Below are 18,696 nucleotides of genomic sequence, written 5' to 3'. Positions count from 1 at the left end.
CTTACAGTTTTCCAGTGAAAATCAAAGAAAAATCTTCTTCCTTGTAATAAAAAAGCACAGCAATGATCAATGCGACTGCAGAAAGTGTTACATAAATATCTGCGACATTAAAAATCGGAAAATTGATCAGGCTGAAATAAAAGAAATCAATGACATAGTGATGTATTACACGGTCAATCAGGTTTCCTGCCGCCCCTGCAAAGATTCCGACGGCTATGATATTCAGCGGAAGAAAACGGCGGTTCAATGGAATTCGTTGATACACAATAGCCAGTAAAACAAGCACAACGATGGTCAGTACGGCAAAAAAGATCATTTTTGCCATCAAAAAAGCTTCCGGATGGCTGTCAAAATAAGTAAAATGAAAAATCCGCTGCAGAATAGAAACCGGATCCAGACTAAATGCAGCACTGTCATTCTCGAGATATTTTAACTGGAATACCCCATCAATCACAGACACATCCGGTTTCTGGTACAGATGGGTATAGGCAAGCCATTTGGTAAACTGGTCGATGGCAATTAAAAGAATAACAAGCAGACCGCTGTATCCCATATATTTTTTTGTCTTTCTCTGATTCATTGTTCTCTCCTTACTTATAAATCATAAACCGGACGCGAAGTTTTCCTTTTTTGCTGAGAGACTGGTCGGTTTCAAAAACAAAACGCCCTTTTTGGCGAACCGAAACAATATCTCCGTTGTCACAGGATTGATTGCAGTTTGTAATGCAACGTCCATTAATGAAAACTTTCTCAGCGGTAAGATATGCGGCAGCTTCCGACCGGGATAAATGATATGCCCGCGCAATAATGGCATCAATGCGGTTAGAAGCAACCATATCATCGTGTTCCTCAAAAACGGGATGGACTTTAAGGGTACTGACATCTTCGATAATCGAACTCCGGATCATGGTATGGCGGATCTGCGTAAACTGATCCATAATAAAACTGGAGATGGTTTCTGAACAAAAGATATAAATGTCATTTTCCAGCACAACAATATCTCCGATTTTACTCCGGTCCAGTCCAAGATGCATCAGTGCCCCCAGTACATCGCGATGCGTAAGTTTTTCCGCATATTTTGGATACTGGGGAACCGCATGGATACAAACAAACGGATAAGACCATTCATAACAAAGAGCATCAGGGATAAATGCAACCATCTGACGCTCTGCCTGCTCATAGCCACCGGATAGTTCTGCTGTAGTATACAGTTCCTTCTGCAGACTATGAAAAATATTCTGTTCATTTAAATTTAAAAAATCACTGAATAATACAATTCCTTTCCGGTCCGCCTGTCTGGAAAGATCCAAAAGACGCTTCCGGCATAATTCCTGTTCGTTCATATTATTAATTTAATCCTGGTAAATCAAAAGATTCCATAAGTCCCTGAATATCTCCGGAAATGTCAACACCATTTGGAGTTGCAAGGAAGATGTAATTGGAGATCTTCTGTAGATTTCCATGCATGGCAAAGGTAGCACCGGAAGTAAAATCGATGATCCGCTGTGCAATATCTACACTGAGTCCTTCCATGTTGATTACAACGGTACGTCCATTTAATAAGGTTTCTGTTATTTCAATCTCATCTTCAATGGTAGTTGGCTTGATCACACATACTTCCATTCCCGGTTGTCCCTGTCGGCGGTTTCGGTTGATTGGTGTAATTTTATTCTGCTGCTTCTGCCTCTGCTTTTCGGAAATATCAAAAGTTGCTGCGGTCTGTTGCTGTTCCTCTTCTTTTTTGCGTTCTCTACGGGAAGGTTTTTTTTCTTTTACCTCATAATCCTCTTCTTCATCGTAATCGTAATCTTCGTTATCAAATTCGTAATCATCATCATTTAAACGCATGACATCGAGAAATTTATCAATAATACTCATTTTTTACCACCTTATTTTTGATAATGTCTTTCGCCGAAAATTCCGGTTCCAACACGAACCATGGTTGCACCTTCTTCAATTGCAACCATATAATCTCCGGTCATTCCCATGGACAAAATATCCATACGTACATTATCTATGTTTTGTGCGTCAATGTCAACAGATAATTGGCGAATCTGCCGGAAGTAAGTGCGGTTGTCTTCCGGATTTTCCACGAATGGTGCAATCGTCATCAGCCCAAGGATTTGAATATGCGGCAAAGCGGCAATCTGGCGGATAAGGGAAATGGTTTCTTCCTTATGAATACCAAATTTACTCTCCTCTTCTGCAATATTGACCTCGACAAGAATCGAGACGGTTACGTTTTGTTTTGCAGCTTGTTTTTCAATTTCTTTTGCCAGATGCAGACTGTCCACCGAATGGATGAGTTCTGTCTTTCCAATGATATATTTCACTTTGTTCGTCTGCAGATGTCCGATCATATGCCAGCGGATATCTTTTGGAAGAACTTCCATTTTCTCACACATTTCCTGAACTTTATTCTCTCCAAAATCACGCGGCCCCAGATCATATACTGTCTGAAGCATTTCGATTGGCTTGGTTTTGCTGACAGCGATCAATGTCACATCACTGCGTTTTCTTCCTGCGTTTTCGCATGCTTTGCATATATTTGCTTCTACCTGTTGCAGGTTTTCCTGTAAATCCATCATGTATACACTCCTTTTATTTTACAACCAGCTGGTTTTCTTTTATTTTACTGCCGTCTAAGGCAATATGGTCATACAGGGCGACTCCGTAGGAAGTGCCTGTATCAACGATGGTATATTTATTGTTTTGTGTAAGAATATCAATTTGTTTAAATACGGCATATCCTTTGTTGATATTATAAACACCGGTGAGCTTGTCCACATCACTGCCGATGGTATACGTCCCGGAAGAATTGTTTTTTACCACAACATCGCCGGCAGAAACGGTTTCATCATCAATATAGTAAAAATCATCCGTTTCGTAGTATATGGTTGGCTGAACCAGTGTTACCGAACCGGTATCTCCAGCATGGTTTTCTATCATAAGTCCGGGAACGGATGAATCGCCTCCCTGTGTAAAATACTCTTTTGGAACCGTATAAAACTGTTTTTTTGTAATGGCCGAATTCGGAATTTTCAGACCGGTTTTTTCAGATACGACAAGTTCCACATCGACGAAACGATCATTTACATAACGGATCATTGCCGTTTTTAAACTCAGGTTTACATAATAACTTCCGTCTTTTTTGGTCAGGGAATAAGGAACTGTCAGTGTAAAATCATCCTTGCAGAAACGGATTTTAATATACTCATTATCTTTTAGCTGTTCTGCCATATCCTCTGATACTGGCAACAGAATATTCCATTTTTCACTGTCAATCCGTTTGTAGGCAGGAGTATTTGCCGTGACCTGTTCCTGATCATCCAGAGAATTTCTTTTGTAATCTGCCATGTTAAACTGACCAGAAGTAAAGTTGTCTGTGGTGACACTTTCATAGCCGTCCGTGTAATATACGATAATTCCAGGTTTTTCTGACTTCTTTTTGTAAAACGTATTGTTTTCTACAGCGGCTTTCACATCTTCATTTAAAGAACTGAGGGCATTCATACTGAGGGTCTGTGTCAGCTGTGCATTGAGTTCGTTTTTGAATGTATAAACCGAAGAAAACGTGTTGGAGTCATAAGAATTCCGGAAAACATCCAGTTCAGAGGAAACTTCATTCAGTGTTTCGGTGTCAAGGGTGTCGCCATTGGATGCGACATCTGAAATCTGTCGGGAAAGTTCTCCGCTGGTATCAATGGAATAGACCACATCATTGACGGAGGCTTTTGCTCCGTTTTTCAGATAGTAATTGATATAACCGCTCTGTCCTGCATAGACAACCGTCTCATCGCGCAGAATCAGTCCGTGATAAACATGGTTTGTTGCAATGGTTCCCTGCCCCACTTCGTATTCAGCAACCGGGCTGGAAGTCAGATACGATATAAGGTTAAAGATGACATAGATAATTATAATTACAAAAATCACGATTCCGATATTTAAATTCAGACCATGATGCATTCGTACAACATTCTGTTTGCGTGCCAAAAAAGTCCACCTCTCTGATTGATACTTCTATCTTACCATTTTCAAACTGCAAATACAATCATCAGAAGAAATGTGTATAATTTTAATTTTTTGTTCCATACTATGGATAAAAAATGGAGGTAAGAAGAATGAAATGGCTTGATAACTGCCTTTTAACATTAGCAGTAATTGGATGTATTGTATGGGGACTGATTGGATTTTTCCAGTTTAATCTGGTTTCCTTTATCTTTGGAAACGGGACCTGGCTGACGCGTGTCATATATGCGCTGGTAGGACTCAGCGGATTATATCTGATCAGCTTTTACGGAAGAATCCGTTCCTCTCTGGAGGATTAGACACAAAAAAGATGGGAGTGTTCTCAATAAGAAGCACTCCCATCTTCCGTAAACCGGGATCTCTTAGAGCGAAACCGTTACTTTCGCCTGTGCATATTCCGGCAGATCCGCTTTGTTTTTAGAAACACTTAAAATAAAACGGACTTTGTATTTTTCGCTGATAATATCCAATTTTTCAATCGCCCTTACCATGTCCTGATCGGATTCAATGAATGCAATGGTAAGAAAACTGTCCAGATACATTTCTTCCAGATCGTGATCCTGGGATACAATCCCACAGATAAACCCTAAAAATTCATCACAGTTTGTAATTGGATAATCCACTACATTGATCAGACGGACTTTATTGTTTAACTCATACATATGTTTCTGGCTTTTGTCAAGATAAACAACACTCCCGGTAACGGTACTGACGGTGTGATTGACTTTTTCTAAAAGTTCCTTGGTCTTTCCTTTTCCCTTTTCCCCACAAATGATTTCAATCATGGCACTTCCTCCTGCAAATATAAAAAGTCACAAAAAACGGTTCTTTATAACCATAATTATAGTATATTTGCACAGGAAATACAATCATTAATTCGCAAACGTGGAAAGAATCTGATTCATCAGCGTATACATATCAGAACGTGTTTTTCCCTTGTAAACGATACTGACAATATCATCACCTTTTTTATTCTTTGAATACAAAACAAGACAGTATCCCGCTGCGTTTGTGGTACCGGTTTTTCCACCGATTACGGTAATATCTTCCGGTTCGGTTGTCTGACCGTTCAGATAACGGTTTGTACTTTCCCATGTTTGTGTCACGGCATTACCGGATGCATTCTGATAAGCGGCATCATAACTTTGGGTATGTATGATATCAATAAAATCCTGCGTCTGAATTGCTGCCTGAAAGATCAGATACATATCGTAAATCGTTGTGTAGTGATCATCATCCGGCAGACCGTTTGCATTGACAAAATGGCTCTGTGTTGCTCCTAGGGCTTTTGCTTCGCGATTCATTTCCTCTGCAAATTTGTCAATTGACCCGGAATAATATTCGGCAAGGACATTTGCCGCATCATTTCCACTGACAAGTAGCAGTCCGTACAGTAAATCCCGGACAGTAAGTACATCTCCGGCAGCAAGTCCGCATTTGGAAGAATCCGCCATATTTGCAATGGCATCCGCGCTGACCGTTACTTTATCATCCAGATCACAGTTACGGATAATGATATAGGCTGTCAGAATTTTTGTGGTACTTGCCGGATACAGTTTTTCGAAAAGGTTCTGGCTGTACAGTACTTCTTTGGTTGTCAGATCAAAAACACCAGCTCCTTCGGCATAATCTGCATGAACCTGATCCGTGCCAAAATTAATATCGTCTGTCACACACAGATTTCTTGCAAAAAACTGGTTGCTGACGGAAGAATTATCTCCCGTCAGGGAGTATGGATTCTGGATATCCGCGGTCTTACCGGTTCCGCATCCGTTCATAAAAAGAGCTGCTATGCAAGAAATACATAGCAGTTTTATTTTTAAATGATGAGTTCTATTTGTACATTTCACGCCAGTCAAGGTCTCCTCTATCCAAAGATTTAATCAAAAGCTCCGCTGTGGCAAGATTGGTTGCAAGCGGGATATTGTGCTCATCACAAAGCCGCACAATGCTGTTGACATCCGGCTCATGTGACTTTGGTTTCAGAGGATCACGCAGAAAGATTACGAGATCAATTTCATTGTGCTCGATCTGTGCACCAAGCTGCTGGGAACCTCCCAGATGTCCTGCGAGATATTTATGTATCTGGAGGTTGGCAACCTCCTCGATCAGACGTCCGGTTGTTCCGGTTGCAAACAACTGGTTTTTTGCCAGAATTCCACGATATGCAATACAGAAATTCTGCATTAATTTCTTTTTTGAGTCATGTGCTACAAGTCCAATATTCATTAAACAATTCCCCCTAATATTTTTTCGGCTGTAATCCAACATTTAATACAAACCCCATTCCCAAATACAAAGAAAGCAAAGAAGTCAATCCGTAACTTACAAATGGAAGCGGAATTCCTGTATTCGGCATCAGACCGGTGGCAACAAAAATATTAAAAATACTCTGAAATCCAATCAGTGCAGCCATGCCGCAACAGATCAGTCTTCCTGCGAGATCCTTTGCCTTCCGGGCGATCAGAATACATTCTATCACAATAAACAGCAATAAAAGGACAATTACCATGGTACCTATAAAACCGAGTTCCTCACCGGCAACAGCGAAGATGAAATCTGTCTGTGGCTCAATGATATAATTCGCATTTTTCATGGATGTGGCCGCGGAATTGTTCAGACCTTTCCCCCATAACTGGCCTGATCCAATTGCCATAATAGAATTTTGCTGCTGTGCTGCGATATCCGACCATCTGGGGTCCTGTGGATATAACCATGCCATAATTCGACCGAAACGGTAATCTCCCGAGGATTGTGCCATACGAAGTATAACGGTAATTCCTATCAATCCTGTCGGAATACAGATTCCCAAAACGGTTAATACTATTTTATAACTTAATCCGGCAATAAACAAGAGGCTAATAAAAATTAATGCAATTGCGATGGAAGTTGAAGTATCCGGCTGCGTTACAATCAAAAGCAGGGGAATTCCGATCAGGACAAAAGAAAGACCTATGGTTTTTACCGTGTTCAGGTTCTCTGCATGTTTGGAAAAAAAGCGTGCGAAAAATAAAATCAGCACGATTTTTGCCAGCTCGGAAGGCTGAAAACGAAAACCTCCAAAATCAATCCAGCGCTGTGCTCCACCGGCACTGTCACCAATACCTGTCATAACCAGACCAAGCAGGACAATGATTCCGATATAATACAACCAGGTAAATCTCAGAATAAAGGAATAATCCATCAAGGATACAATGACCATCGCCACCATACCGATGATACATCCTAAGATCTGCATTTTCTGTACAGAATGTTTGGCACTTCCAATGATCAGGATACCGATAATATTTAAAACCAGTATACTGACCACCAATTGAAAATGATAATTTCTAAGTTTGTATTGTTTTAACATCTTAAGCTCTTTTCCTGTTTTGTTTCAAAACAACTCTTATCTCATAGTCATCCGGAGAAAATTCAAAATACCTTGAAATAATATCCGAAATTTCCTTTTTCATTCGCCTTGCTGCAGCAGGTGAATGTTCAAACGGTGCGGATTCTGCCATTAATTTCAGACGTTCACGGGCAATTGGTCCGGAACCGTCCTGTCTGTGGGAAAAACGATTAACCTTCATACTCACATTCCTTTCCGCCCAGATATATTTTTCCCTGCCGGATGCAGGGATCTTCTTTATTCAGATCCACCGGAATCACACGTGGATTTGCGAATGCTCTTGCGGCGGTCATAAATGCACGGGTGGCCTTTGTGTGCATGGAAAGTACAGGTATTCCCTTATTCTGGCTTACGACAATTCTTTCATCGGCAGGAATTACACCGATTGCCGAAAGTCCTAAAATATCTTCTACATCTTTTTGCGAAAGCATATCGTGTTTTCGCACCATACGGGCATTGTAGGCATTGATCAGCAGATCAATCTGTGAAAGCCGCATACCGTCCAGCAGACAGATGACTCTTCCTGCATCCCGCACAGCAGAAATATGCGGAGATGTAACAACTACTGCACGATCTGCTGCAGATACGGCAAAGTGAAACCCGTCTTCGATTCCTGCCGGACAGTCAATCAGACAGAAATCAAATTCCTGTTTTAAATGGGAAATCAGCGTATACAGCTTACTCTCATAATCCATAATCTTTCTGCAGCGGAGAGCTGCGGGAATCATAAACAGATTCGGATAACGCTTGTCCCGGATCAATGCCTGTTTTAACCGGCATTTGTTTTCGAGAAGGTCGATCAGATTATACTGGATCTGATCTTCCATTCCCATTACAACATCCAAATTCCGAAGTCCCATGTCTGTATCAAGCATGATGACTTTTTTATCTAACCGTGAAAGTCCTGCGCCAATGTTGGCAATTGTTGTAGTCTTGCCAACACCGCCTTTTCCTGAAGTGAAAACAATTGCTTCACCCATGAAATAAACCTCCTGTTAGTTTAAATTGTAATCTATGTGACTAATCGGCAACAGAGTTTCCTGTGTTACCGTTGGCACCGGCTGCTTTCATTTCCTTGATATCTTTCATCGATGTTTCTTTATAGTAATATGAAATTACATTTCTTGCCGCGGTTGCCGCATTATGCGAACTGTAACCGTTGGCAATTCGTACTGCGATGGTAATTTCCGGATCATCATATGGCGCATAACCAACAAACAGACCATGATTGGCATGTCCGGTCTGCTGTGCCGTACCGGTTTTTCCGGCAACCGGAATATCAAATCCCTGGAAGCGGTCCATGGTGGAAACCACTTCGCGCATGCCGGAATGAATGGCATCCCACTGGCTGCTTGTTAAGGTGTCCGAAATATCTTCATAGTCGGCCTTATATTTTTTGACCGTCTTTCCATCTGCATCCACGATTTTATTCATCAGCTGATAATTATATTTTTTGCCGGAGGCCACGGCTGTTACATAGCGGGACAATGCAACGGTGGTATAGTTGTTATCACTCTGTCCAATGGCAGCCATAACCGGATATTCTGTCGCAACAGATGATTTGCTTTCCGAAATCTCCAGTCCTGTTTTTTGATCCAGGCCATAGATATGTGCATATTTCTGAATCAGATCAATACCGTTGGCATCATTATAAGATCCTGTTTTTTTCTGTGCCAGCCGGTTGCCGACCGTATAGAAAAAGACGTTACAGGAATCCCGAATTGCCTCGAAAACATTGTCAAGTCCGTGACTGCCCGGATAAATCCAGCATTTTGGTTTGTTACTGATGTCATTATAAATTCCGGTACACCGGATCTGGTCGGATGTCGTAATCACGTTTTCTGCCAGACCGGCTGTTGCGGAAACCAGCTTAAAGGTGGAACCGGGTGCGGTCTTCTGCTGCGTCGCATAATTGAGCAGCGGGGAGGATTTATCATGCTGCAGGGATGCAAAGTATTCTGAATCTACACCGTTGGCAAGTTTGTTGCTGTTATATCCGGGATAACTTACCATGGCACGAATTTCCCCTGTTTTTTCATCCGTCACCACACAGGAACCGGTACATGGTTCAAGCGCAAGTTGTGCCGGCGTAATCTCAATGTTATAAATCTTTTTCATAAGGAAATCCCGTGGGGACAACGATCCGTTTTTCAATTTATTTACGGTTGCATCATCATAATCCAATACCCCCTGATCAAACAGAATCAGGCAGAGCTGACGCGGGGAAATTTCGCCACGCGTAATCATATACTGGTATATGATTTTGGAAAATTCCGTGTCGGTTTTAATGTTCTTTAAAATATATTTACATAATGCATCATATACTTCCGTTGAGTCCGCATATTTTTCATCGACATTCAGCTGACTGATATCAATCCAGTGCTGTGTGATACAGTAATTTAAATACTCTTTCGGGCTGATTTTCTGGTCTTTCCATTTCTGGTAAACAGAATCACTGGTATCAATCTCATTTTTTAAGAGTACCTGATCGTCTTTTAACATGGAAATGATGTAAGTAAATTCATCCAGCACTTCATCCGACATTGTATTCAGTGCTTCCGGTGAACTGGTCAGTTCCTGTTTTATTTTGCCAAGCGTTGTCTTCTGCCGGGATTTAAAAACACTTAACACACTTTTTTCCGTGTCAGAGGCTTTCGCTTTTGAAAAATGCTCTGTGTTGATGACACTGTTGCCAATCAGAGCCGTATACACATCGTTGATCGGAATTTCGCCCGATTTGATATTGGAATACACAATCGCCGCAATCTCATTCTGCAATGCCAGATAGATAGCTTTCTGCAGATCTGCGTCGATACTCAGATACAGGTCATCTCCGGCTACAGAATCGGTGCTGCTGATAATTTCGGAAATTCTTCCTACATTATCAATATAAAATTTCTGCTCTCCGTTTTTCCCACGCAGATAGGTCTCGTAATGCTGCTCCATCCCGGCTTTTCCGACGGTGTCATTCTGGGTATAATCTTTATTCTTTTTGTGCAGTGCCGTATACTCCGATTCCGAAATCGGTCCGGTGTATCCGATGATCGATGAAAAATATTCACTGTAGTTGTATTTCCGGATCATGTCTTCGTTGACGGAAATGCCGCTTAGTGTGTCCATGTGCTCATTTACATAAGCAACGGTCTTGTCCGATACATCGGTTGCGATTTTTACTTCCTTGTATCTTGCAAAGCGGTTTCCAAGCATGGCATAACGAACAACAACGATACGGTATGCCAGATCCCCATCGTATTTCGAGCTGATGCCAAAGTTGTCTTTTCCCATCAGATATTCCATAATCTGTTCTGCGGTTGCATTTGCCTCATCGATTCCGGTCTCCTTGTCATATTCAAGATCATCGGCAGAGCCTTTTCCGAAAACATCCGCACGAAAACGGTTCAGCGAGGAACCGGATACATTAAAGCTGTATGTACCGTCTTTTTTCCGGTCAATTTTGAAATCATTATTCAGCGTTTCACCATTATTCTTTAAAACCGTAAGAATCTCTGCAAGTTCTGCATTGACAGCCTTGTTTTTTTCTTTTGTGCTTGAATAGGTTGTACTGTCATTGATGGAAATGGAATATGCAAGTTCATTGTAAGCCAGAAGCTTTCCGTTTTTGTCATATATATTTCCACGTGCCGCATTGATCGGCTGCTTCATCTGAATCTTTAAAGAAAAGTTTTCCTGATAAGACTTTCCGTTGACGACCTGAAGGGTAAAGATTCTTGCAAGGATAATTCCGAAAAATACGATAAATACCGCAGCAAGCACAAAAAGGCGCGAACTGAAAAATTTCTTCAGAAAATCTTTGATATCATAACTCAAATTTTATAGCTCTCCTTTTCTCGTGTTCCTCAAGTTTCTGATTAATCTTGAGAAGAATAAAATACAAAAAGATGGTTATCACCATGGTATAAACAAATTCCGGCAGTATGACGGATGTAAAATAATACCAGAAAGAAAACCGGCTGCGCATAAAAAACATAACGATATAGATCATCAGGTTATTTACGATATCACTCGAGCCGATCAGAATCATCGGAAGCTTAATATCATCCGGGTAAAATCTTTTTTTGAACAATCCGTTGATGTAACCGATGTACATATAAAGTAAAGCATATCCTCCGAGATAAAACCCAAAAAATATGTCGATAAGCAATCCACAAAAGAATCCAACCCACAGCCCTTCTTTTTTCCCACGCATGAGTCCAAAAGAAGACACCACAATAATCAGCAGATTCGGACCGATATTGGCAAATGTCAAAGCTCGAAAAACGGTTGTCTGTAAGAGAAAACAGATTGCTATAATAATAAAAAGCACAATTTTTCTACGCATTTCCTACTCCTGTGATTTTTGTGTTTCGGTATTGTCCTGTGTTTCTGTCTGAGTATCGGATGCCTTCTGGGAAGACAGTTCCTTTTCTCCGGTGTCTTTGAGTGTCGTAATGACAAGCACCTCCCGCAGATGCTGGAAATCAACGACCGGCGTAATGGTTCCCGATTTTGTCAGGTTATTTGCATTTTTTTCAATGGAGGCAATGTATCCAATCAGAATTCCTTCCTGATACTGATCCGACACATAAGAAGTCACGACCGGATCGCCGACCTTTACCTTATCATCTTCATCCCGGAGTTCTGTAAATGGTAACACTTTATCCTGATTCATGGACTTTAAGCTGCCACCGACATTGAAATTATCTTTTGTGGTCAGAACCATGGAACTTACATTACTGGAATCATCGATGATGCTTCGCACCTTGGCAAAATTCGGACCGACGTCTGTGACGATTCCGACCAGACCGCTTCCGGCAATGACGTTCATGCCTTTTTTGATGCCTTCTTTGAAACCTTTGTCAATCGTAAAACTTGAAAACCAGTTGGTTCCGTCCATGGCGATCACATTTGCTGCGACCTTCTGATATCCGGAATATTTATCATCCAGATCCAGAAGTTCCCGGTAATTGTCCAGTTCGTATTGTTCGAGCTTTGTGACGTTTAACTGATTGGTCAGATCGTCTACCTGATTTTGAAGCTTTTTGTTTTCTTTTAAAACTTCTCCAAGTGTTTTAAAGTCATTTGCTTTTCCTGAAATCCAGGAACCGGCATTGTTGATTCCCTTCTGCATCGGAACAAATACATATCCGGCAACTGAATTTAAAGGACCTCCGGAAAGATTAAATACCAGACTCGTAAACAGAGCAACAATACACACGCCGGTAAGGATCAGCAAAATATATTTACTTGAAAGATGCTTTTTCTTATTGCGAAAACTGCGAAATTTTTTCATAAAATCCTCGAATCCTTGTTTCTTACTTTAACGTAGTATTTTTCATGCTGAATGGAATCCGTTTATATTTGGAGTCCGTAGCAATCTTTGAAAGACCGCGGACTGCGCTCTCTTCCGGATTCTCACAGGTATTTACTTTAATATTTGTAATCTGTGTAAACAACTGGTCAAGATCTTTGATTTTTGATCCGCCGCCTGTGATATAAATACCTGCATAGATAATATCCCTGGCAAGTTCCGGTGGTGTTTTCTCCAGAATCAGTTTGATAGACGAACAGATCGATTCAAGATTTGCTCTGATTGCTTCATAGACAACCTCTGCGGTAATTTCACGTTCCACCGGAAGACCGCTTACGACATCCAGACCAACAACGGTCATCGTTTCCTGTCTTCCCGGAAGTCCGCTTCCAAGCTCTTCTTTTAATGCTTTGGCGGTTTTCTTTCCGATCACAAGGTTAAATTCCCTGCGGATATAGCTGATGATAGACTCATCGAGACGATTGGACCCGAAATGCATCAGATCACTGAGTACAAGTCCTCCGAGAGAAATAACAGAAATTTCGATCGTGTCTGCTCCCATATCCACGACCATGACTCCGGTAGGCTGATTTACATCAATTCCAAGTCCAACGGCATCTGCAAGTGGTTTTTCACAGAGCATAACGTTTTTCGGACGAAATTTGCTTTTATAAAAAAGTTCAAAGAATGCACGTTTTTCTACATCGGTAATGTCTGTCGGTACTGCGACAAGAAATTCTGCATTCTTTACTCTTCCTTTTAATTTTTTCTCAATATAATCAAAAATCATGGTCTGCAGAAAATTGTAATCTGCGATCACTCCCGTAGAAACCGGAAACGTAACGTTGATGCTTTCCGGTGCTTTTTCATACATTGCATAGGCATCATCACCATACGCATAAATCTGCGTTTTGTTGATAATGGCAATGGTGTTTTTTTCAGATATCACTTTTCCACTGGATTTACTGAATACTTTAAAATTACATGTACCGAAGTCAATACCATAAATATTGTTACTCATTGTCTTCTCCCTTTTCTTGTGTTATAACAATTTATTTTCGCGAAAACTGAAATACTGCTGATCTCCGATTACGATATGATCAGCAAGAGTTAATCCCAACACCGAGGCGCCTGCCCGAATCTGTTCGGTAAGCTTTTTGTCTTCTGTGCTTGGAGTTGGGTCTCCACTCGGATGATTGTGCAGGATAACGATCATAACAGCATTTCGAAGCAGTGCTTTGCGAAACAGTTCCATGGGAGAAACATATGCATAACTGATGCTCCCGGTTGCGATCACACTGTCTCCTAAAAATTTGCATTTGGAATCAAAGAAAGCTGCCATAAAGGCCTCTTCCCTGCGGTGCCGGAGTTCTTCCATATAATAATCGGCGATGGAAGACGGACAGTTCATGGATAAATGATATCCGCGTCCGGTTCTGGCAATGCGCTTGGAAAGCTCCGCAATTGCTTTCAGCTGTGTTGCCTTGACCGGGCCAATGCCCCTGCGTTCTAAAAGCTGTTCATATCCGATTTCATACAGATTCAAAAGATTTCCCTGACACTCCGACAAAAGATCACGCGCAAGATCCAAAGCCGTATAATCCTTTGTTCCTGTCTTTAATATAATTGCAAGAAGCTCTGCATCCGACAGCGCCTCTGCTCCAAGAATCTGAAAACGTTCGTAAGGCCGTTCCGATTCCGGCAGGTTTTTCATTGAAATGTGACTCAAAACAGGTTCCTTTCTACTTTTCCGAAGCCACATGAAAACTCATATTATTTTAGCACAGTTCATCTATATTAACAAGGTTACGTTCATAAAGTTTCTGTAAAGACATGAGAATTCCAAGCTTCGCATGGTACCATGTCAGACCCCCCTGAAAATAAACGGCATATGGCGGTTTCACCGGGCCATCTGCGGAAAGTTCGATGGAAGAACCCTGTACGAATGCACCTGCTGCCATAATAACGTCACAGTCATAACCAGGCATTGCCCATGGCTCCGGAGTGACATAGCTGTCTACCGGTGCAGCAGCCTGAATTCCTTCACAGAAAGCAATCATGGCATCCCGGTTTTGAAATTCCACAGCCTGAATAATGTCATGGCGGCTTTCGGTACTGTCCGGAACCACTTTATACCCCAGTTTTTCATAAATATCTGCCGCAAAAATGGCTCCCTTTAAGGCACCGCTTACAACGGTCGGTGCAAGAAAGAGGCCCTGATAAAAGGACTGGATCACACCAAGCGAAGCTCCTACTTCTTTTCCGAGTCCAGGGGAAGTCAGGCGATATGCCGCATTTTCCACACATTCCTTTTTACCGACAATGTATCCGCCAATCGGAGCAAGGCCGCCTCCCGGGTTTTTAATCAGAGAACCGACCATCATATCCGCTCCCACTGCAAGTGGCTCCCGGTCTTCCACAAACTCTCCGTAACAATTGTCAACCATACAGATGACATCCGGTTTGATATTTTTGATAAATGTGATCAGTTCCCCAATCCGCTCGACCGACAGCGTTGGACGTGTCTGGTATCCCTTAGAGCGCTGGATGGTTACCAGGCGGGTGTTTTCATGGATTGCATTCCGGATTCCATCGTAATCAAATGAACCGTCCGGCAGCAGATCCACCTGGGAATAAGTGATTCCGTATTCGGCAAGGGAACCTTTGGATGGGCGGATGCCAATTACTTCTTCCAGAGTGTCGTACGGTTTTCCGACCGGAGAAAGAAGCTCATCGCCCGGACGCAGATTGGACATCAGAGCGAGCGCAAGTGCATGGGTTCCACAGGTGATCTGTGGACGGACCAGCGCATCTTCCCCGCCAAAACAGTCTGCATATACCCGCTCTAAAGTATCTCTTCCCATATCATTATATCCGTATCCGCTCGAAATATTAAAACATTCTGCACTCACACGGTTTTTCTGCATGGCTGCAATGACTTTCATCTGATTGTATTCCGCATTTGCATCAATCTTTTCAAAACGCTCTTTTAATTCCTGTTCGATTTTTTCGCCAAATGCATAAACTTTCTCGGAAATTCCAAGTTCTTTATATTTTTCTTCCAGTAACTGATTCATTGTATGATTCCTTTCTCGTGTAAAACATCCGTCATTTTCTGTAACATCTGATCTTCCCGGTCATTGAATTCGGATTTGTCCAGCCAGATGACATCCTTTTCCCGGCGAAACCAGGTAAGCTGCCGTTTCGCAAAATGTCTGGTTTCCCGTTTGATCACATACACCGCTTCCTCAAGGGAGCAGCTGCCGTCCAGATAATCTAAAATTTCTTTGTATCCCAGTCCCTGCATGGAAACCATATCTTTGCGGCATCCCATATCATACAGCGTTTTTACTTCTGTAAGAAGTCCCTGCTCCATCATTAAGTCCACGCGCTGATCAATGCGCCGGTATAATTTTTCCCGTTCGTCCGTCAGTACAAAATATGCAAAACGATACGGAGATGTTTTCTGATGTTCTTTTTCGTTGTGTGCGGAAATCGGCGTATGATTCTGATGGTAAAATTCCAGTGCACGGATGACCCGTTTGATATTATTTTCATGAATGGTTTCATAAGAAACCGGATCAATTTCTTTTAATTTTTCATGCAGGGCATGCGCCCCGTATTCTTTTGCAAATGCCGTAAGTTCTGTACGGTATGCCGTATCGGATTCCTCTTTGGAAAAGTCTATGTCGTACAACAGGGACTGGATGTAAAATCCGGTTCCGCCGGCGATAATCGGGATCTGTCCGGCGGCATAGATCTGCTGCAGGACCTCTTTTGCCATCTGCTGAAAACGGACAATATTAAACTCTTCGGACGGCTCTAACACATCGATCAGATAATGGGGTATCCCTTTCATCTCTTCCGGCATAACTTTTGCAGAACCGATATCCATGTGTTTATATACCTGCATCGAATCCGCGGAAATAACGGCGCCGTTTATTTTTTTTGCAAGTTTTATTGATAAAGCGGTTTTCCCGACGGCTGTGGGACCTGCAAGAATGACAAGTGGTTTCATGAAACAATCCTCTTAAATTTTTTCTCTATTTCGTATTTTGACATGGAAATGATGGTTGGCCGGCCGTGTGGACAGCAAAACGGATTTTCCAGCGTCAGCAATTCCGTCATGAGTGCATCCACTTCCGGCAGGCTCAGTCTATGATTTCCCTTTACCGCTGCCTTGCAGGACATGGTGGCTACTTTTTCCAGTATCAGTTCCGGTGTCTGCCGTCCGGTCAGGTTGGAAAAATCATCAAGCATTTCGATAAACAGATCTTTCATGTCAATATGGTACAGATTATCCGGTACGGCAGAGATCATATATTCTCTGCCACCGAAATTTTCGATCTCATACCCGAATTTTTTGATTTCCGGCAGATACGTCTCTAACATTTCCTGCTCATGGGCATCCAGACTCAGCACAATGGGCGGGCTGACTGCCTGGGATGTAAATTCTTTTTCTTTTAATTTTGCCATCATCCGTTCAAAAAGTACCTTTTCATGTGCCGCATGCTGATCCATGATATACAATTTATCCTCGTATTCGATCAGCCAGTAGGTTTGAAACAACTGCCCGATGATCCGGTGCTTTTTGCGGGCATCATCCGTTAAAAATTCCGGTGAAGCAGCGGCAAGAGTCATCTGTTCGCCAGCCGGTTGTTTTCTGCAAAGATCTGCAGGAGGGACGGATTCCTCCCGCTTTGGAAACGGGTCAAAGGATTCCCGCACCATGGTTTTATCCGGATGCTGTGGCAAATACGGCTCAAATGCCGGTGTTTTTTTTGATGGCACAGGCGAAGCCACAGGAGAAACCGGTTTTTCCGGAATCGGAGGCTGGTGATGCTGCTGTCGGATTTCATTGATTCTGCGCTTTTCAAATGGTTCCGGAATCGGTTCTTTGTATGCCGGGGGAAGATTCTTTTTTTTATGTTCTGCTTCATCTACCGGGACTTCCGGAATCAGTTCCTTATGGGAAAGCAGTCCGAAGAGAACATCACACAATTCTTTGTAAATTTCCTGATTGTGTCCAAACCGCAGTTCCATTTTTGTCGGATGCACATTCACATCTAGGGTATCCTCCGGAAATGTGAAATACAAAACTGTAAACGGATACTGGTGCTGCATCAGGAAATTATGATAAGCCTCTTCTATCGATCTGGAAAGCAGAGAACTTTTGATGTAGCGTCCATTGATAAAATAGTTTTCGTAATTCCGGTTTCCGCGGTTAATCACAGGTTTTCCAATATAGCCGGAAAGGGAGAAATATTCTCCCTTGTAGTTTACCTCTAACAGTGCCGCCGCAATCTCACGTCCGTAAATATGGTAAATGAGATCCCGTTTTTTCCCGTTTCCGGAAGTGTGCAGTCTTGTCTGGTTATTGTTGATATATTTAAAAGAAATATCCGGATGGGACAGGGCAAGTTTTTCCAGCATGTCACTGATGTAGGTGCCCTCTGTCTGTGCCGTCTTTAAAAATTTGCGTCTGGCAGGGGTATTGTAAAACAGATCCCGGACCAGAAATGTTGTGCCATCGGGAGCACCGATTTCTTCGTCTGCAATTTCTTTTGAGCCTTCGATCACGTACCGGGTGCCGGTCAGGGCATCGGCTGGTTTGGTGATCATTTCCACTCTGGAAACAGCAGCAATGCTGGAGAGTGCTTCCCCACGGAATCCTAAAGAATGTACACACATCAGATCTTCTGCACTGCGGATTTTGCTGGTTGAATGCCGCAAAAAGGCCAGTGGAACTTCTTCTTTTGGAATTCCGCATCCATTGTCCGTGATGCGGATCAGAGAAATGCCCCCTTCTTTGATCTCCACGGTAATGGCGGATGCCCCTGCATCAATGGCGTTTTCCACAAGCTCCTTTACCACAGAACTCGGGCGTTCCACGACCTCTCCTGCTGCAATCTTATCAATTGTCTCCTGACTTAATAACGCAATTTTGCTCATTCGTTTTTCCTTTTTT

At 42.3% G+C, this 18,696-nt stretch carries 20 protein-coding genes; 1 reads left to right on the top strand and 19 read right to left on the bottom strand.

The features are described 5' to 3' along the window. Position 1: 1 nt before the first annotated feature. Genes M72_RS07950 through M72_RS07930 form a run of 5 tightly spaced genes read right to left on the bottom strand, consistent with a single transcriptional unit; the run spans position 2 to position 3,993 of the window. On the bottom strand, positions 2-580 hold the full coding sequence (locus M72_RS07950) for a signal peptidase II (RefSeq protein WP_055067833.1): 579 nt from the start codon (positions 578-580) through the stop codon (positions 2-4). Between the two features lie 10 nt (positions 581-590). Further along, positions 591-1,343 carry a YlmH family RNA-binding protein gene (locus M72_RS07945; protein WP_055067832.1) on the bottom strand — a complete coding sequence of 251 codons (753 nt, stop codon included), beginning with the start codon at positions 1,341-1,343 and terminating at the stop codon, positions 591-593. A 4-nt stretch (positions 1,344-1,347) separates the two neighbouring features. Further along, positions 1,348-1,878, bottom strand: coding sequence for a cell division protein SepF (locus tag M72_RS07940; protein WP_055067831.1), 531 nt, complete (start codon positions 1,876-1,878; stop codon positions 1,348-1,350). Positions 1,879-1,889: 11 nt separating this feature from the next. Continuing rightward, the gene (locus tag M72_RS07935) at positions 1,890-2,588 is read right to left on the bottom strand and encodes a YggS family pyridoxal phosphate-dependent enzyme (RefSeq protein WP_243275875.1); all 699 of its coding nucleotides are present in this window, start codon (positions 2,586-2,588) and stop codon (positions 1,890-1,892) included. 13 nt (positions 2,589-2,601) lie between these two features. Beyond that, positions 2,602-3,993, bottom strand: a complete 1,392-nt coding sequence (locus M72_RS07930; protein ID WP_261291804.1) for a biotin/lipoyl attachment domain-containing protein — start codon at positions 3,991-3,993, stop codon at positions 2,602-2,604. A 128-nt stretch (positions 3,994-4,121) separates the two neighbouring features. On the opposite strand from M72_RS07930, the gene M72_RS07925 reads away from it, so the two are divergent. After that, complete coding sequence (locus M72_RS07925) at positions 4,122-4,328, top strand: DUF378 domain-containing protein (RefSeq protein WP_022047027.1); 207 nt, start codon at positions 4,122-4,124, stop codon at positions 4,326-4,328. Positions 4,329-4,391: 63 nt separating this feature from the next. On the opposite strand, the gene M72_RS07920 is transcribed toward M72_RS07925, so the two are convergent. The 14 genes from M72_RS07920 to mutL form a co-directional block, all read right to left on the bottom strand. Continuing rightward, complete coding sequence (locus M72_RS07920; protein ID WP_022047028.1) at positions 4,392-4,814, bottom strand: hypothetical protein; 423 nt, start codon at positions 4,812-4,814, stop codon at positions 4,392-4,394. An 87-nt stretch (positions 4,815-4,901) separates the two neighbouring features. Then, positions 4,902-5,807 carry a D-alanyl-D-alanine carboxypeptidase family protein gene (locus M72_RS07915; protein ID WP_055067830.1) on the bottom strand — a complete coding sequence of 302 codons (906 nt, stop codon included), beginning with the start codon at positions 5,805-5,807 and terminating at the stop codon, positions 4,902-4,904. A gap of 55 nt (positions 5,808-5,862) precedes the next feature. Next, positions 5,863-6,258 carry a methylglyoxal synthase gene (locus M72_RS07910; RefSeq protein ID WP_022047030.1) on the bottom strand — a complete coding sequence of 132 codons (396 nt, stop codon included), beginning with the start codon at positions 6,256-6,258 and terminating at the stop codon, positions 5,863-5,865. A 13-nt stretch (positions 6,259-6,271) separates the two neighbouring features. Beyond that, on the bottom strand, positions 6,272-7,381 hold the full coding sequence (locus tag M72_RS07905; protein ID WP_055067829.1) for an FtsW/RodA/SpoVE family cell cycle protein: 1,110 nt from the start codon (positions 7,379-7,381) through the stop codon (positions 6,272-6,274). Position 7,382: 1 nt separating this feature from the next. Then, positions 7,383-7,601, bottom strand: a complete 219-nt coding sequence (locus M72_RS07900; RefSeq protein WP_022047032.1) for a cell division topological specificity factor MinE — start codon at positions 7,599-7,601, stop codon at positions 7,383-7,385. Next, positions 7,591-8,400 (bottom strand): septum site-determining protein MinD, encoded by an 810-nt coding sequence (gene minD / locus M72_RS07895; RefSeq protein WP_022047033.1) that lies wholly within the window; start codon positions 8,398-8,400, stop codon positions 7,591-7,593. Before minD ends, M72_RS07900 begins: the two co-directional genes overlap by 11 nt. A 40-nt stretch (positions 8,401-8,440) precedes the next feature. Next, positions 8,441-11,248 (bottom strand): penicillin-binding transpeptidase domain-containing protein, encoded by a 2,808-nt coding sequence (locus M72_RS07890; protein ID WP_055067828.1) that lies wholly within the window; start codon positions 11,246-11,248, stop codon positions 8,441-8,443. After that, complete coding sequence (gene mreD, locus M72_RS07885) at positions 11,238-11,759, bottom strand: rod shape-determining protein MreD (protein WP_055067827.1); 522 nt, start codon at positions 11,757-11,759, stop codon at positions 11,238-11,240. Before mreD ends, M72_RS07890 begins: the two co-directional genes overlap by 11 nt. 3 nt (positions 11,760-11,762) lie before the next feature. Next, the gene (gene mreC / locus M72_RS07880; RefSeq protein WP_055067826.1) at positions 11,763-12,710 is read right to left on the bottom strand and encodes a rod shape-determining protein MreC; all 948 of its coding nucleotides are present in this window, start codon (positions 12,708-12,710) and stop codon (positions 11,763-11,765) included. 22 nt (positions 12,711-12,732) lie between these two features. Further along, on the bottom strand, positions 12,733-13,749 hold the full coding sequence (locus M72_RS07875; RefSeq protein WP_055067825.1) for a rod shape-determining protein: 1,017 nt from the start codon (positions 13,747-13,749) through the stop codon (positions 12,733-12,735). A 21-nt stretch (positions 13,750-13,770) separates the two neighbouring features. Further along, complete coding sequence (radC, locus tag M72_RS07870; RefSeq protein ID WP_242853274.1) at positions 13,771-14,442, bottom strand: RadC family protein; 672 nt, start codon at positions 14,440-14,442, stop codon at positions 13,771-13,773. A gap of 64 nt (positions 14,443-14,506) precedes the next feature. Further along, a complete protein-coding gene (locus tag M72_RS07865; protein ID WP_022047039.1) occupies positions 14,507-15,805 on the bottom strand; it encodes a methionine gamma-lyase family protein in 1,299 nt (432 codons plus the stop codon). After that, positions 15,802-16,746, bottom strand: a complete 945-nt coding sequence (gene miaA / locus M72_RS07860; RefSeq protein WP_055067823.1) for a tRNA (adenosine(37)-N6)-dimethylallyltransferase MiaA — start codon at positions 16,744-16,746, stop codon at positions 15,802-15,804. The genes M72_RS07865 and miaA overlap by 4 nt, the downstream gene beginning before the upstream one ends. Next, on the bottom strand, positions 16,743-18,680 hold the full coding sequence (gene mutL, locus M72_RS07855; RefSeq protein WP_055067822.1) for a DNA mismatch repair endonuclease MutL: 1,938 nt from the start codon (positions 18,678-18,680) through the stop codon (positions 16,743-16,745). Before mutL ends, miaA begins: the two co-directional genes overlap by 4 nt. Positions 18,681-18,696 lie beyond the last annotated feature (16 nt).

The organism is Roseburia faecis (assembly GCF_001406815.1).
Taxonomy (GTDB): Bacteria; Bacillota; Clostridia; order Lachnospirales; family Lachnospiraceae; genus Roseburia; species Roseburia faecis.
The sequence above is the reverse complement of the archived record's forward strand: the minus strand, read 5'-3'. Positions and strand labels throughout refer to the sequence as shown.

Coding starts and splice junctions, on each gene's coding strand:
- radC (WP_242853274.1), bottom strand. CDS start 14,442: ATGAAAAACCTGCCGGAATCGGAACGGCCTTACGAACGTTTTCAGATT.
- M72_RS07935 (WP_243275875.1), bottom strand. CDS start 2,588: ATGATGGATTTACAGGAAAACCTGCAACAGGTAGAAGCAAATATATGC.
- M72_RS07910 (WP_022047030.1), bottom strand. CDS start 6,258: ATGAATATTGGACTTGTAGCACATGACTCAAAAAAGAAATTAATGCAG.
- M72_RS07915 (WP_055067830.1), bottom strand. CDS start 5,807: ATGAACGGATGCGGAACCGGTAAGACCGCGGATATCCAGAATCCATAC.
- M72_RS07925 (WP_022047027.1), top strand. CDS start 4,122: ATGAAATGGCTTGATAACTGCCTTTTAACATTAGCAGTAATTGGATGT.
- mreD (WP_055067827.1), bottom strand. CDS start 11,759: ATGCGTAGAAAAATTGTGCTTTTTATTATTATAGCAATCTGTTTTCTC.
- miaA (WP_055067823.1), bottom strand. CDS start 16,746: ATGAAACCACTTGTCATTCTTGCAGGTCCCACAGCCGTCGGGAAAACC.
- M72_RS07940 (WP_055067831.1), bottom strand. CDS start 1,878: ATGAGTATTATTGATAAATTTCTCGATGTCATGCGTTTAAATGATGAT.
- M72_RS07900 (WP_022047032.1), bottom strand. CDS start 7,601: ATGAAGGTTAATCGTTTTTCCCACAGACAGGACGGTTCCGGACCAATT.
- M72_RS07945 (WP_055067832.1), bottom strand. CDS start 1,343: ATGAACGAACAGGAATTATGCCGGAAGCGTCTTTTGGATCTTTCCAGA.
- M72_RS07875 (WP_055067825.1), bottom strand. CDS start 13,749: ATGAGTAACAATATTTATGGTATTGACTTCGGTACATGTAATTTTAAA.
- M72_RS07905 (WP_055067829.1), bottom strand. CDS start 7,381: ATGTTAAAACAATACAAACTTAGAAATTATCATTTTCAATTGGTGGTC.
- mutL (WP_055067822.1), bottom strand. CDS start 18,680: ATGAGCAAAATTGCGTTATTAAGTCAGGAGACAATTGATAAGATTGCA.
- M72_RS07920 (WP_022047028.1), bottom strand. CDS start 4,814: ATGATTGAAATCATTTGTGGGGAAAAGGGAAAAGGAAAGACCAAGGAA.
- mreC (WP_055067826.1), bottom strand. CDS start 12,710: ATGAAAAAATTTCGCAGTTTTCGCAATAAGAAAAAGCATCTTTCAAGT.
- minD (WP_022047033.1), bottom strand. CDS start 8,400: ATGGGTGAAGCAATTGTTTTCACTTCAGGAAAAGGCGGTGTTGGCAAG.
- M72_RS07950 (WP_055067833.1), bottom strand. CDS start 580: ATGAATCAGAGAAAGACAAAAAAATATATGGGATACAGCGGTCTGCTT.
- M72_RS07865 (WP_022047039.1), bottom strand. CDS start 15,805: ATGAATCAGTTACTGGAAGAAAAATATAAAGAACTTGGAATTTCCGAG.